Origin of the sequence: Chitinophaga sp. GbtcB8 (genome assembly GCF_019091455.1) — a bacterium.
Lineage (GTDB): Bacteria > Bacteroidota > Bacteroidia > Chitinophagales > Chitinophagaceae > Chitinophaga.
Window position 1 is genome coordinate 140,989 of record NZ_JAGXJN010000007.1, and the last position, 15,976, is coordinate 156,964.

Annotated in this window: 10 protein-coding genes; 7 read left to right on the plus strand and 3 right to left on the minus strand. The window is 48.6% G+C overall.

Annotated elements, in window-relative coordinates; genetic code table 11:
• Positions 1-9 precede the first annotated feature (9 nt).
• Genes KVT36_RS09645 through KVT36_RS09670 form a run of 6 tightly spaced genes read left to right on the plus strand, consistent with a single transcriptional unit; the run spans position 10 to position 10,842 of the window.
• Entirely contained in the window at positions 10-1,509 is a 1,500-nt protein-coding gene (locus tag KVT36_RS09645) for a RagB/SusD family nutrient uptake outer membrane protein (RefSeq protein WP_254639924.1), read from the plus strand.
• Positions 1,510-1,553: 44 nt separating this feature from the next.
• The gene (locus tag KVT36_RS09650) at positions 1,554-2,321 is read left to right on the plus strand and encodes a sialate O-acetylesterase (RefSeq protein WP_217603290.1); all 768 of its coding nucleotides are present in this window, start codon (positions 1,554-1,556) and stop codon (positions 2,319-2,321) included.
• A 2-nt stretch (positions 2,322-2,323) separates the two neighbouring features.
• Entirely contained in the window at positions 2,324-4,309 is a 1,986-nt protein-coding gene (locus KVT36_RS09655; RefSeq protein ID WP_217603291.1) for a glycoside hydrolase family 2 protein, read from the plus strand.
• A gap of 2 nt (positions 4,310-4,311) precedes the next feature.
• Positions 4,312-6,603: an FAD-dependent oxidoreductase gene (locus KVT36_RS09660; protein WP_217603292.1), complete on the plus strand. Its 2,292-nt coding sequence runs from the start codon at positions 4,312-4,314 to the stop codon at positions 6,601-6,603.
• A 10-nt stretch (positions 6,604-6,613) separates the two neighbouring features.
• A complete protein-coding gene (locus tag KVT36_RS09665) occupies positions 6,614-9,169 on the plus strand; it encodes a glycerophosphoryl diester phosphodiesterase (RefSeq protein ID WP_217603293.1) in 2,556 nt (851 codons plus the stop codon).
• 17 nt (positions 9,170-9,186) lie between these two features.
• Positions 9,187-10,842 (plus strand): sodium:solute symporter family protein, encoded by a 1,656-nt coding sequence (locus KVT36_RS09670; RefSeq protein ID WP_217603294.1) that lies wholly within the window; start codon positions 9,187-9,189, stop codon positions 10,840-10,842.
• 108 nt (positions 10,843-10,950) lie between these two features.
• Here KVT36_RS09670 and KVT36_RS09675 read toward each other — a convergent pair whose 3' ends face one another.
• From KVT36_RS09675 to KVT36_RS09685, 3 genes are all read right to left on the minus strand, one after another.
• Positions 10,951-12,033, minus strand: a complete 1,083-nt coding sequence (locus KVT36_RS09675) for a TIGR03118 family protein (protein ID WP_217603295.1) — start codon at positions 12,031-12,033, stop codon at positions 10,951-10,953.
• A gap of 328 nt (positions 12,034-12,361) precedes the next feature.
• Positions 12,362-13,300, minus strand: a complete 939-nt coding sequence (locus tag KVT36_RS09680; protein WP_217603296.1) for a dihydrodipicolinate synthase family protein — start codon at positions 13,298-13,300, stop codon at positions 12,362-12,364.
• 17 nt (positions 13,301-13,317) lie between these two features.
• Complete coding sequence (locus KVT36_RS09685; protein ID WP_217603297.1) at positions 13,318-14,847, minus strand: sodium:solute symporter; 1,530 nt, start codon at positions 14,845-14,847, stop codon at positions 13,318-13,320.
• 230 nt (positions 14,848-15,077) lie between these two features.
• On the opposite strand from KVT36_RS09685, the gene KVT36_RS09690 reads away from it, so the two are divergent.
• A complete protein-coding gene (locus KVT36_RS09690; protein ID WP_217603298.1) occupies positions 15,078-15,935 on the plus strand; it encodes an AraC family transcriptional regulator in 858 nt (285 codons plus the stop codon).
• Positions 15,936-15,976: the final 41 nt, after the last annotated feature.

The window sequence follows — 15,976 nt, forward strand, 5'->3', positions numbered from 1 at the left end:
ATGATGTATATGCAAACAAAGAAGAACATACAATACCTGCTGGGTGGTTTACTACTGCTGCTGCTTGTGCATACATCCTGCAACAAGCTCACAGAAAGCCCCTACTCTTCCATTTTCACGGACAATTTCTATAAAACTGCATCAGATGCAGAAGCGGCGCTAACAGCTGTTTACGGGCCTATGGTTAATGTATACTTTACCGCCGGCACCTTTGCATCTGACTTCAGCGCAGACCAGATCTATCCCCGCCCCGTAGTTGGCAGGGATACCTACACCTTATTCAGCTATGACCCTAACTACACTACGCAAAAAAGTTTTAGCAGGCAGAATGAATCACCGCAGCAAATATGGCAAGCCTGCTATCAGGGTATTGAAAAAGCAAACTGGGTTTTGCTGCGCGTACCGGCAACCAATATGGATACTGTCAGAAGAAGTGTTATTCTTGGAGAAGCGTATTATATGCGGGCCTTTTATTTTTGGATCCTTACCAAGAACTTCCGGGATATAGTGGTTAAAACTACTCCCAGCACCAGCATTGATACCGCCATCATTGGCAAAACCCTGCAGCCGGATGTTTTTAAACAGATCTTCCAGGACCTGGACCAGGCCATTGGCAAACTGCCTTCTTATTCGGCTAATATCCAGAAAGGCCGGCCTTCAAAAGAAGTAGCCATGGCGCTGTATGCAAAAACAGCATTGTATGCACAGGACTGGGCAACGGCGCTGGACAAAGCAAAACAGGTGCTAAGCTCCGGCAAATACAGCCTGATGCCGGATGTGCTGGATGTGTTTAATGTGGCTAAAGAAGATGCAGCAAGGCAGGAAAACATGTGGGCTTTTGAATGTGAAAGCACTTCGCCGGGCTTTTCTACACAGATCATTAGCTTATATGGCCCTAAGAACAGCGACGGGCCGAAATATGCAGCCACCTCTTTTGGCTCTGCATTTGCCTACCAGTCGTTCTTTAATTCATTTAACCCGGCAGACCGCAGGCGGATGCTGCTGGACACATTTTACATCAACAAGCTGGGGCAGATAGTGGCCCAGAAAGATATTACGCCTATTACGAAGCAGGGCGTGCTGGTAAAAAAATATATGGACCCTAATTCTGTTGGCGGAAGCGGAGCCATTAACATCCCCATCCTTCGCCTGGCAGATGTTTACCTGATTGCCGCAGAAGCTTCTGCACAGCAAAACGGCCCTTCAGCTGAAGCATATGACTATATTAATACAGTAAGGAACAGGGCAGGCCTTTCCGGCTTAACCGCCGGACTTGCAAAAGGCCCATTTGTTGATTCCGTATTACAGGAACGCAGCTGGGAATTTTTTGCAGAAGGCGGCCGCTGGTATGACCTTACCAGGACCAATACCTTTTTACAGGTAATTCCGAAAGCGGTGAATGATGTATTTCCTACCCGTGCGCCACAGCCAAAGAACCGCTACTTCCCTATTCCGCTGGATGAGATCAATGCTAACACGAAGCTGGAACAAAACCCTGAATGGAAATGAGGTGGATGTTATTGCTTACTTGCCTGCTTACTTTACAAAATACAATGGCGCAACATAAAACGCTGTTCCTGGCAGCCGGCCAAAGTAATGCCGTTGGCATGGGCGACAGTACTGCCGCTGTACATTGTATTGTGGGAACCGCCCTTGAATACAGATATTCAGGGGATACGCTGGTTCCTTTAAAAGACCCTGTTGGCTATTCTGAGCTGCAGTTTCAAAAGGCAAACAGCGGCAGCGCATGGCCGGCTTTTGCAAAAGCGTACCATGACCTTACGGGGAGCCAGGTAGTGATTGCAGCAGCAGCAAGAGGCGGCAGCTCCTGCCACTATAAAGCGGAATTAAGCAACTACGGCACCTGGGATAACAGGGGCAGGCTGCCTTTGTTTGACAGCGCTGTGATAAAGGCCAGGGCTGCTGCCCGCAAAACGGGCTTACGGGTTGCCGGCATTTTATGGAGCCAGGGAGAACGGGATGCCAATGCAGTGAATGCGCAACAGCTCACTGCAGAAGAATATGAACAGCAGCTAACATTGCTGATCGATCAATTCAGGGCAGCGCTGGGCAGCGAGGTGAATTTTTATATTATACAAACCGGCTATTACCTGAACCATGCCACCCAGGGTTTTGATGCCATCCGCAAAGCACAGGAAAATGTTGCCGGGAAAATGAAACATGTTTTCATTGTGTACCGGGAAACAGGCAGCTTTAAGGAAAAGGGATGGATGAAAGATGAGATACACTATAACCAAACTGCATTGAACGATATTGGATCAGCCGTTGCAAAACAGGTTGTACTTAAAGAAAAAAAGTAAACATGAAGAGAACATTATTCTGTTTGTTATTCAACATTCCACTCTTAGTCTTTGGACAGCGCCACACTGATAACAGCTTAAACAGTGAATGGACGTTTGCCACAGACCCGGTAAAGGTAGGAGAACAAGAACACTGGAACGACACATCATTTGCAAGCGGCAATTTTGATAAAGTAAAAGTGCCGCATTGTTTTTCCACAGATGCCCGGTACTTTTTTTATACCGGCACAGCATGGTACTTCAAACAATTTGAGGCTGCTACGCCCGGCGATGATCATGTGTTCCTGAAATTTGATGCTGTTTTCTATAAATCAAAAATTTGGCTGAACGGCGTATTAGTAGGCACCCACGAAGGCGGCTACACGCCGTTTGAATTTGACGTTACCGCCTTGCTTAAAAGCAAAAATACGTTGGCGCTGGAAGTGGATAATTCCTGGGATACCACTACCATACCCGGCGCTAAAACCAAGGTTCCTTATTCAGGCGCCAATCAGCGCCAGGTATACCCATGGATCAATTATGGAGGTATTACCCGGCAGGTACATCTTATTACCCGGCCCGCAGCATATATCAGCAACAGTAAGATCATTGCCATGCCTGATCTGAAAAAGGGAGATGCAAGTATCAGCATAAAAGCATTTATCCGGAACAGTGGCACAACAGCTATTACATCCACTGTTAACACAGGTATTTACCGCAATGGCGTAAAGAGCAGCATCCGTTTTAAGCCCCAACCCGTGAAGGTAGAACCGGGCGGTGTTGTGCCTGTGGAGCTGACCGCTACCATGCCTGCATCTGAAGTAAGCTTATGGCACCCGGATGCGCCTGCATTGTATAGCGCAGCCATTACCTGCGGCAGGGATACTATTGAAACCACCTTTGGCATCCGGAAAGTTGAAGTAAGCGGCACCCGGCTTTTGCTGAACGGGGAACCCATAAAAATGGGCGGCTGCAACCGGCCGCTGGACTATCCCGGTTATGGTTCCATGGACCCGGAGGAAGTATTGGAAAAAGACCTTACGCTGATCAAAAGCGGTGGCATGGAGCTTTCCCGCATTAACCATTACCCGGTAGCGGAAGGCCTGCTTGACTGGGCGGATAAACACGGCCTGCTGATCATTGAGGAAGCGGGCAACTGGCAAATGACCGGCAAACAAATGAGTGATAGCGGGATGCGTGATAAATTCCGCTCACAGATGCGGGAAATGATGGAGCGCGACTGGAACCACCCCTGCGTGATCGCTTACAGTGTGGGCAACGAATTTCAGTCGCAAACAGAAGAAGGCAAAGCCTGGGTACGTGATATGAGCAGCTATGTAAGATCGCTGGACAACTCACGCCTGATCACCTTTGCCAGCATGATCCTATCGCATAACAGCATCAAAAAACCGGAAGATGAAGCTTCCCGGTACGTTGACTTTGTAAGCGCCAATATTTACGGGAATCACCTAAAGACCCTGCAGCATATTCATGAGCTGTATCCTTCAAAACCTGTTTATGTAAGTGAATTTGGCATCAGAACAGATGCAGTTAAGTCTGAAGAAGAGCGGATAGCCTATCTTAAAAAAGCTATGCAGGATTTCAGGCAATGCGATTTCGTGGTAGGCGCTTCTGTGTGGACCTTCAATGATTATTTCAGCCGCTTCCCCGGCACCAATGCAAACGGCTACCGGCCCTGGGGCCTGGTAGAACCTGACCGGAGCCCAAGGGGCATGTACATCGCATGGCAGGAGGAATTTGCACCTGCCACCATTGAGCTGGTGAATAAAACTGCGGGCCATGCAAGCATCCGCATTACTGCAAGAAAAGATTTTCCGTCGTATACCCTGAAGGGTTACCAGTTAAAATACAACGGCGCCTATATGCCTGTAAAAACATTACACCCCGGTGAAAGCGTGCTGCTGGATATTGCCCTGGCCGGGGGCGCAGCGGATATTGCGCTGATAAAACCAGGCGGTTTTACCATCATCCAAAAAACCCTTAAATAGCCATGATAAGATCAGAAAGCATAGAAAAACGTTCGTTCCCGCTGGTAAAACTGGAGGCTGACCTGGTTGTAACAGGCGGCGGGCTCTCAGGCATCTGCTGTGCGGTCACTGCTGCCAGGCATGGCCTGAAAGTAGTGCTGGTGCAGGACCGGAGCGTGCTGGGAGGCAATGCAAGCAGCGAGATACGTTTATGGATACTGGGCGCTACTTCCCACATGGGCAATAACAACCGCTGGGCAAGAGAAGGCGGCCTTGTAGATGAGATACTGGTAGAGAACATGTACCGGAACCCGGAAGGCAACCCGGTGATACTGGATACGATATTGCTTGACAAGGTAGTAGGCGAGCCTAATATCACCTTATTGCTGAACACCACTGTTTACCATGCAGAGAAGCAGGACAGCACCACCATTGCATCTTTAAAAGCATACTGCAGCCAGAACCAGACCGAATACGAATTAAAGGCGCCGCTGTTCTGTGACGCCTCCGGCGATGGTGTGGTAGGCTTTCTTTCTGGTGCAGCATTCAGGATGGGCGCAGAAAGCATGGAAGAATTCAACGAGCTGTTTGCGCCCACAGAAACCTATGGCGAGCTGCTGGGCCATTCCCTTTACTTTTACTCAAAAGATACGGGCAGGCCTGTACGTTTTACGCCTCCCTCCTTTGCGCTCACGGATATTACACAGATACCGAAGTTCCGCAGCTTTAACTCCCAGGAATACGGCTGTAAGCTTTGGTGGATAGAATACGGCGGCCGTATGGATACCGTACATGATACAGAGAAAATAAAATGGGAGCTGTGGAAAATAGTATATGGCGTATGGAACTATATTAAGAACTCCGGTAATTTTCCTGAAGCAGAAACCCTGACCCTTGAATGGGTAGGCATGATACCCGGCAAAAGGGAAAGCCGCCGGTTTGAAGGCGACTATATGTTAAAGCAGCAGGATGTTGTTGAACAACGCCTGCATGATGATGCCGTAGCCTTTGGCGGCTGGAGCCTTGACCTGCACCCTTCAGATGGTATTTATGCCTCCGGGCCGGGCTGCACCCAGTGGCACAGCAAGGGCATTTATCAAATACCTTTCCGCAGCCTGTATTCCAGGAACGTCAATAATCTTTTACTGGCAGGGCGTATTATCAGCGCATCGCATGTGGCATTTGGATCATGCCGCGTAATGGCTACCAGCGCCTATGTTTCGCAGGCATCGGCCATGGCTGCGGTACTTTGTAAAACATTGGGCTGTAACCCCGCAGCGCTTAATAATAACGGCAATATAGCTACGCTGCAGCAATTGCTGCTGCGCAGCGGGCAACATATTCCCGGTGTAGCGGCAAAAGATAACGATGATCTTGTACAGCAGGCAGCTATTACTGCCAGCAGTGAGCTGCTGCTTTCCGGGCTGGAAGAAGACAGCGTACCACAGCCGCTTGATATTGCAGTGGCGCAAATGGTACCCCTAAATGCAGGAAAGCTACCCGCCATTCAGCTGCATGCGTACAGCGAAACGCCCACTACGCTGCGTGCTGAAATAAGAACCAGCTCACGTACCGGCAGCTATACGCCGGATACTACTATTGCCACCTTTGAGTTTGCCATTGAACCCGGCAAAAATTGCGTGCAGCTGGCATCCGATGCTGCTATTGAGCAAATGCAATATGTATTTATTGTGCTGCATAAGAACCCACTGGTAAAGATCAGCCGCTCAGATAAAAGGATCACGGGTATCCTGTCTGTTTTCAGCACTACTAACCCGGCTGTATCCAACTATGGCAAACAGGAGGCCCCTGAAGGCATTGGCATAGACAGCTTTGAGTTCTGGTGCCCCCAGCGCAGGCCGGCAGGACAAAACATTGCCCTGCAGTTTGACACGCCTTTAAAGGCATTTGCAGCCGCTAATATCAGCAACGGCTTTGCAAGGCCTACCACGCAGCCCAATGCATGGGTAGCTGATCTGAACGATGCTGCCCCTACCCTTACGCTGCAGTGGACCGCGCCAAAGCGCATTAAAAAGCTTATTTTATCCTTTGATACTGATCTTGACCACCCGATGGAATCCGTGCTGATGTCGCACCCGGAAAATGTGATGCCGTTCTGCGTGCGTAATTATACCATCTTTGATGAGAATGGGAACAAGGTGTATGAAAAAAAGGAGAATTACCAGACCAGGAACGAGATTGAGCTTCCCAACGCGGTGGTTACTTCCCGCCTTATCATCCAAACGGAACATCCATCTGCCGGCACACCGGCTGCTATTTTTGAAATACGCTGCTTTGACCAGGGCGTTAATTAATAAAGAGCTTATGCGAAAGATCTGCCTGCTTATTGTAAGTATCCAAATACTTTTATCTGTAACCATACAAGCACAGAACCTGTCACTTGCCAATAAACAGCTGCGCATTCAGTGGCAGCAAACAAAAGAGGGATGGAAAATAAACGGCCTGCGTTTTTTTATTAACGGCCAATGGCAGCAGGTAGCGCACCCCTCCGGTGAATATACCTTGCTGTACACGGCTGAAAAACCTGCAGACAGCGATGGCGCCATCTTTAAGACCGTTAACGGAAAAGCCTGGCCTGATACGGCTTACAAATACCAGATCAATGCCTGGAAACAGGCTTCCTCGCCAGTGGCTTTAAATACTGCCGGGCAGGCTTTTCATTTTTATCCTTCCGGCGCCAAACAGGTATCAGCCACCGAAATTGTTTTTACCTATACATCCGCCCTGGCAACTATTACAGCCACATGGCAGCTGGACCCGCAATTTGCCGGCGACATTACTGTAAAGATGGAAATGCAATGTAAAAAGGATGGTTATTATTCCCTTTCAAGCCCTTCTGCAATAACAGTTGACCGGCAGGATATGGCATGGGCGGTAATGCCCGGTTATTTCCAGGGTAAAGAGATGCAGCAAAATATGGTGCTCAGCTATGCATATGGCCAGGGCGTACCGGAGCTGCCGGTGCTTTACCGTGAGCGCTGCGCCAGCACTTTCTGCCCTATCATCACCACAAAAGAAAATATATCCTTTGCCGTGATACCTAACCCGGGGCTTGGCAGGGATCCCTGGGAAAGCGACAAGAATACGCATCAGAAATGGCAGCTTGCGCTTTCACATAAGAATAGAAGATCACAGCTTTCACCCACTGTTTATTATCCCGTGCTGGGCGAGCCTGCATCACTGAAAAAACAGGGTGATAATATCAGCTATGGATTCCGTTACAGCTTTAACAAAGGTGAATGGTATCATTTGCTGACCCATGCTGTGAATGATGTGTATGATTTTAAGCAGGCGCTTGCCTTACGGAAAAATACCCAATCGCTTACCAGCAGGGTTGAACATATGCAGCATTACCTGCGCGACCGGCATACTTCCCTCTGGAATACAGAACAATATAAGGGGCTTACTATTGGCGGGCAATCTTACCTGGGCGGTGTGGTAGGCTCAAACCGTGATGCTATAAAAAATGCAGATTACGGGGCTATGTGGATGCTTGCCAACACCAGCGATGATAAATATCTTAAAGACAGTGTGCTGCCTTTTGCCTTAAACTTTAAACTTGCACAACAGCAAACAGGCCCCGGCTTTTTCCAGGGCGCAGCTACTGGGCAGTATTATCTTGCCAAAAGCAAAACATTTACGGAAGAATGGGGCGACTTTGTAGAACCGGTAAGCCTTACCTATTATGTAATGCTGGACATCGGCAATATACTGTTATTTGAACCGGGCAATGATACGCTGAAGCAAAGGCTGGCACTGGGCGCCGCGCTGTTAATGAACTGGCAAAAGCCCGATGGCAGCTGGGAAGTAGCGTATGACCGCCACACGCAGCAACCGCTTTTCACGGATATTAAAGACCTGCGGCCAACGTTCTACGGGCTTTTGGTTGCTTACCGGGTGCTGAAAGATGAAAAATATTTAAGCGCAGCTAAAAAAGGCGCTGACTGGTTTATTCAAAATGCGGTGAACAAAGGCCACTTCATAGGCGTGTGCGGGGATGCCCGTTATGCGCCGGATTTTGCAACCGCCCAATCTGCACAGGCATTACTGGACCTGTACGATCTTACAAAGGATAAAAAATACCAGGACGCCGCTATCAGCACCGCCCGCATGTACCTGACCTCTATTTACACGCAGCCGGTACCATCTGAAAAGATGAAGCAGGTGAATGGCATAACACGCCAGGACTGGCAAATATCGCAGGCAGGCCTGAGCTTTGAGCACGGCGGCATTATTGGCTCTGCCAACGGTGCAGGCCCCATTATGCTTTGCAGTCATGCAGGTATGTTTGTACGTATGTTCCAGCTGACCGGCGACAGCCTTTTTATTGAGATGGCAAGAGCCGCCGCCATTGGAAGGGATGCATTTGTAGATGCTAAAACAAGCGTTGCATCCTATTACTGGAACGCTATGAATAAAGGTGCAGGCCCTTACCCGCACCATGCATGGTGGCAAATAGGATGGATCACGGATTACCTGCTGTCTGAAGCGCAGCTGCGCTCCGGCAACCAGGTTATTTTTCCCAGGGGTTTTGTTACACCCAAGGTTGGGCCGCATGAGTCGTATGGTTTTGCACCGGGCAGGATCTATGGAAATGAGGCCAGCCTGATTAACCACCAGGGCATTGTTGAATGCAGCAATCCAAATACAGAGTATATTCTTGCCCGTAGCAGCGATAAAAAAAATATGTTTGTAATACTGATGAACGACATTGGTGAACCTTTGAACAGTCATGTGAAACTGAACATTGATAAGATCAACGCAATAACGGACCTGACAGCCAACAAACAGCTGCAGGCAGCTGGTGAGCTGGATGTAGCGCTGGAAGGCTACGGTATAAAAGTATTGATGATAAACTAACAACCTAAATCATTAGAATGGGGCAACTGGATTTTATAGTAATGGCAGTTTTTGCTTTGTTGATCCTGGGCATTGGCATGATGTTCACCCGCATAGGCAGCAAGAACTCATCGGCTTTTTTTGAGGCAGGCGGCGCTACGCCGTGGTGGATCAATAGTATTTCTTTATTCATCAGCTATTTTTCTGCCGGCACCTTTGTGGTGTGGGGCTCTATTGCCTATAAAAGCGGCTTTGTAGCCAACGGCATACAGCTTACCATGGTATTTGGGGGCATGCTGGTAGCGCTGTTCATTGCCGCTAAATGGAAGCGCACCGGCGCTGTAACAGCAGCGGAATATATTGGCAAAAGGCTGGGAACAGGCACGCAAAAATTCTACACCTTTCTTATTATGCTGCATGGCCTTTTTACTACGGCCTCTGTGTTATATCCTGTTGGTAAAATGGTGAGTGTAGCTACTCCCCTTTCCTTAAACACCTGTATCCTCATTATCGGCGGCATTATTGTGCTGTATACTTCTGCAGGCGGCTTATGGGCGGTGCTGGTAACAGACGTTGTGCAGTTTGTGATCCTTACCGCAGCAGTAATGATCGTGATTCCGATGGCCTTCAAGGAAGCAGGCGGCGTACATTCTTTTGTAAATAAAGCGCCGGACGGTTTTTTCAACTTCTTTAATTCAGAATATTCCTTTGGTTTCTTCCTCGCCTTTCTTGCCTATCAGACCGTGTACATTGGCGGCAACTGGGCATATGTGCAACGCTACACCAGCGTTTCCACTGAAAGAAATTCAAAAAAAGTGGCCTGGTTGTTCACCATCCTTTACCTGGTAAGCCCTTTTATATGGATGCTGCCGCCCATGTTATACCGGGTTATTAACCCCAGCCTCAGCGGCCTGCAGCCGGAAGGCGCTTATATGATGCTTTGCCAGCAGGTATTGCCCGCCGGGCTTATAGGCCTGGTTTTATCCGGCATGATCTCTGCCAGCGCAAGCAAGGCCAATACCACTATTAATATAATGGCTGTAGTGTTTGCACATGATGTATATAAGAAAGCATTTAACCAGCAGGCCACGGAAAAAACACTGGTACGGGCTGCAAGGTTCTTTACCGTATTGTTTGGGTTTATTACTATTGCCATTGCCATGATGGTGCCTATGATAGGCGGTATTGTTGAAATGGTATTAAGCACCGCCTCCATAGCAGGCGGCGCCTTGTTTGCCCCTATTATCTGGACCCTATATTCCAGGCGGCAAACAGGTACTTCGGTGATCAGCGCATCATTATGCGGCCTGGTGATAAGCCTTGCCTTAAAACTTTTTGGCACTGAGCTGATAGGCCACAAGCTGGACCGCATGTGGGAAACAATTTTGGGTGTAGGCATCCCCGTGTTTGTGCTGTTATGCTGGGAAATTTATTACCTGCTTGCCCAAAAAGAAGCTGCGCCTTATTTGCTGCAAACTTTGGAGGTAAAGGCCAACCATTCACCGGCACAGGATATGGATGCCAGGAGCCAGAATATTTTTGGAATGAAAGTGATTGCCTCCGCTATTGCTGTAGTGGGCGCAGGTATAGCCATCCTGGGCCTTGTGGCTACCGGCGGCAGCGTGGCTTTTTTTACAGGGCTTATTATAGCGCTTTGCTCACTGCCCTTGTTCCGTTCCGCAAGAGCTAATTAAAAGAATGTAAAATGTAAAATTTTAAATCATAAATGTAAAAGTAGAATGCCTGGAATCATAACATTCTACTTTTACATTTTAAATTTTACATTTATGATTTTACATTCTTTACTGATTATTTTTCAGATAGCCGAAGAGGCCATGCTCTTCCCCATCGGGTCCTGCAGTAAAGAACAGCTGCGCAGGATCTGCCGTAGGCACGTTATTTTCCAATGCCCATAATCCGTTAATAACAAGGGGCTGCCATCCTTTTTTCAAAGGCCCCAGGAAGATGCCGGTAGTAGTGTACATATTGATCCTTCCATCACCGAAGTTCCCGATCAGGATCACATCTTTTGTGGCGCAGAAACCTGGCGCTGCTACTGCCATACCCCAGGGCGAATTTAAAGGCCCTCTTGTTGCAAAACGTTTCACCAGCATTCCATTGGGCCAGAAAATATCTATATATCCATTGCCGGATCCTGCCTGGTCATCTTCCTTTTCAGGCAGCTGCTGTTTAGCATAGGTTACATACAAATACCCGCCAATGCTCCTGATGTTGAATGGCGCATAACCCTGCGGAATGCCGCTGCTATGAAATGGTTTGCCGGTTACAATCTTGTAATCTTTATCAAAAACATCAACCTTGCCATTACGGAAATCCGTAGCGTACAGATAGTTATTGCCTCCGTCTTTTGCCAGGGCCAATCCTTTATACACTGAATGCCATGCCGACCGGTCTACGACAATAGTGGCGGTATTTCCGCCACCCCAGGCAGCCAGTGTACCATCTTCCGTGGCAAAGATGAAGCGGCTTGCGGTAGCCTGCTTATCTTTCCAAAAAGCAAAATCTGTGGTATTGTTAAATACAATACCGGTAGGAGCTCCGCCAACTGAATCAGTAGGTGTGGGAATAGCAACCGCAGGCCTTAAGGTGGCGCCGGTTTTGTCATAGATAGGGCTGAGGCCTGTTTCAGCAGCAGAGATCCAGATAGGGCCACTGGGCGCTACTGCAATGCCCCAGGCATTTACCAGGCCGGAATCGATGTGCGCTGCGCCAAAGCCCGGCACATCCGCTACCAGATTAACCTGATCGTAATCATTGGGGATAAAATGCTGCGCAATTTTCTTACAACCTGTGCCAAGCAGCAGGCATAAACAGAGCGCACCCATTTTTAAATGGGAAAGGTTTTTGAATAACATTGGTTTCATTTTACAGGTTTAAATGATGAACAAATAAAACTCCATAAACCATCGGGGAAGGCCAGCTATCCATTCATATGGTACAATCTAAAGGATTAAGAATTTTTCATTGATGCAACTCATTCACTGGAACAGCATAGGATGCACTATGCAAGGCGATAGGTACTTTGGGGTAAAAGGGACTTATAAAGCCGTGATTGGGGCGGCACGGGATAATACGAGGTTTTTCCAAAAAAGGTTGCCTGCCTGGTATATTTTAAGCGGCATTAAAAACCCTTTGCATCAGCCGGGTATTATGCTGCTGCAAAGGGTTATGTTATTAACGAAGCCGGGGATATTATGCCGGCAACAAAGTTGCTGCTGGCTGGATCTGTAAACGCTCGCACCATCCTTTAAAATCATTGTGGATCTGCTGCAGGATCTGTTTTTGTTCCGGCGTTAGCTCCAGCGCGTGTGCGCGGCTAATGGTGCGCACGGGAATACCCCGCTGCTGCAGGAAATATTTTGCGCTCAGCGGGTAAGCTACATGGATCAGCGGATCTACCCTTTGCAGCTCAGACTGGATCCAGCGCACATCATCCTGCCGGCTTTCATCATTCACATGATTGCACAGCCATACCAGAATTTCGGGATAAAAGTTCCCGGAGATAGAAGACATGCCCGCGGCTCCCATTTGCATAGAAGCAACTGCATTGGGCGTATGCGCATCATAGAACTCCAGCCGGCTGCCGGCAGTAACGGCCAGCTTAGCCCGCACCTGCTCCACGCTGCAGGAGGTATCCTTGTGGTAAATAAGCCGGTTGGTGGCCAGCAGGGTTTTCAGTATTTCCGGTGTAATGATGCGTTTATACGGCGCGGGGCATTCATATAATCCCAGCGGAATATTGCCGGTGAGGGAGAACAGCTCCTCAAAATGCTGCAGCAGCGTGCTGTCCGGCTCATCTATATTGGCAAAATGCCCTGTGATCATGATCACGGAATCCACTCCTGTATCATAGATCTTTTGTGTGAACAGCGCTTTATCTTTTATGGTAAGGCCAAAGGAACCGGTAGCCACCACAGGTACCCGGCCATTTACATAACGTACCACATGGCTGGTGAGCGCCAGGCGCTCGTCTTCGCTGATGCTGTACATTTCGGACGACAAACAATTGGCAAAAAAACCTTTCACACCGGCAGCCAGGTAGAAATCTATTAAGTGTTCCACCATCTCAAGATCGATCTGCGCTTTCAGGTTAAAGGGGGTGATCATCACCGGGACAAATTTCTTTTGCATAAGAAACGGTTTTATACTCAGGAAGTTTTAATACGTTGCAGGCGCGTGAGCACCATACCTGCCAGGAATATAGACAGGGTACCCACCACTATAACCATGTTTGCATGTAAATGGCTGCGCATATGCACCCAATCTGCAGGCAGGTATTTGGACAAAGACATCCAGATAATGACCAGGATGCCGATGATAGTGGCTGTTGCTGCCGCTGCATTTTTGATCCCGGATACCATACCCAGGAGAAATAATCCCAGCATGCCCCCGGCAAAGATGCCGGACAGCTCCCACCACATATCCAGGATGCTGCCTACGCCTATCATTGAAATACCGGCTGCTATGGACAGCACGCCGGCCAGTGTAGAGGCGGCATACAGCACGTTCATTTCCTTTTTGGGCGTAACGCCCGGATTAATATAACGCTGGTAAATATCTTTCAGGAAAACAGTAGCGGTGCTGTTCATACCACTGCTAACGGTGCTCATGGCTGCAGATAAAATAGCTGCAATGATCAGCCCCATCAGCCCTGACGGCACTTTATTAACCATAAACCAGGGTAATACCTTATCGCCATAATCCGCCGGCTGCAGCGAAGCTACCGGCACATGCCGCTCTGCCGCTGCCTGCTGCTTTACGGCCAGCAATACTTCCGGGTGCTGCTGTGCATAGGCATACAATGCAGTGCCAATAAAAAAGAACACCATGCTCACCGGCACATACCAGTACACGCATAACCAGATACTGCGGGAAGCTTCTTTCTCTGACCGGGCAGTATGGTAACGCTGCACATAGTTCTGATCCATTCCGAAATTATTCAGGTTAATAAAGAACCCGTAAAGCAATACCACCCAGAAAGTGGAATGGCTGAAATCACTGAGGTTGAAACTGCCTGGCGAAAATTTTCCATCAGCTATGCCGATCCGGAAAATATCCCCGGCCCCGTTATTCATGCCGCTAATCACCAGGCACAGGATCACAATTGCGCCGGTTGTTTTAACGATGCCCTGCAGCACCTCTGTCCAGATCACTGCTTCCATGCCGCCCAATACCGTGTATATAATAATACAAATGCCTGCCACACAAATGATGGTACGCATATCCAGCCCGGTGAGCGCCTGCAGGGCCAGCGCTGCTCCAAAAAAAATGGAGCCCATCCGCGCCAGCTGCATCAGGATAAAACACGCAGTAGCATAGGTTCTGGCCCAGGGGCCAAAGCGGTGCTCCAGGTGTGTGTATGCGCTTACTACCCCGCTTCTGCGGTAGAACGGTACAAAATATTTTGCTGCAATAAAGGCTGCCAGCGGCATGGACAAGCTGAAAACAAACGCATTCCAGTTGCTGCCAAAGGCCTTACCCGGCACTCCCAGGAAAGTATTGCTGCTTAAAAAAGTAGCATATAAAGAAAGCCCCAGCGCCCAGCCGGGAATAGTTCCCGATGCAGTGGTGAACTGTGCCGCGCTCCTATTCTTCCGCGAAAACCGCACTCCAATAAGGATCATTCCCAACAGGTAAATAGCAATTACGGCCAGGTCAATTAATGGCAATTGGTGCATATCAGTTCTCAGGTTTCATTACGTGGACAGGTTAATCAACAAGAATGTAAAATTTCAAATCATAAATGTAAAAGTTAACTGCACTTTGACCGTGGTGTATTTAACCTTTACATTAAACATTTTACATTAATGATTTTACATTCTTTTTGGTTCCCTCTGCGAAGGTTGCCAATTTTTACGGGCCAAACAATGTTTTCAATTATGAAAAGGATGGCTTAAATTACTCCCACATGAATCAACTGGCTATCAGCGCTCCCATTACGCGGATCTTACCGGATCACCTGAAACGTAAGCTGGAAAAGCATCCGCTTGGGAAGAACCTTTTTATAACAGCGATGGGGTTCTATCCGGAGCATGTTGCAAAAGAGATCAGCGAGCTCAAAGGCGCTCCGGCATACACCCTGGTATATGCTGCGCAGGGAAAGGGCTGGCTGGAAGCGGGCAAAAAAAAGAGCAGGGTGCATTCCAGTCAGTACCTGGTGATCCCGAAAAATACGCACTTCCGCTGCTGGCCTGATCTACAGACACCCTGGCGCATTTATACCGTACAATTTTCCGGCAAGCTGGCAGATGATATTTTCAGCTATCTGGGCAATGGCATGAAACCGCGTACCATTCCGCCGCTGGTGGGCCGTAATGCGCAATTTGATGATATACTGCATCACCTTGACCTGATGAACAATATTGAAAACCTGCTGTACGCCAACTTCCGTTTCTACAGCTTCCTGGGCACTTTCCGGCTTACGGTATTCAATTACATGAAAAAAGGGGCTGATAATATTATAGAGCAATGCATACAGCTGATGAAACAGCGGTTGGATCAGCCGCTGACACTGGCGGACCTGTCGAAGGAAATGCACCTCTCCCCTTCCTACCTGTCGGCCCTGTTCAAGGAGAAAACGCGGTATTCCCCCATACAGCTGTTCACCTCCCTGCGTATGCAGCAAGCCAGCCAGCTGTTGAAGGAAACGCAGCTTACTGTAAAAGAGATTGCCGGGGAAATGGGTTACGCTGACGCCTATACTTTTTCAAGGGCATTTAAGCTGGTGATGGGTGTTGCTCCGAAGAATTTCAGGGATAAGTTATAAAATCGCGTCATTGCGAGGAGCCGCGAGGCTGCAGTGGGAAG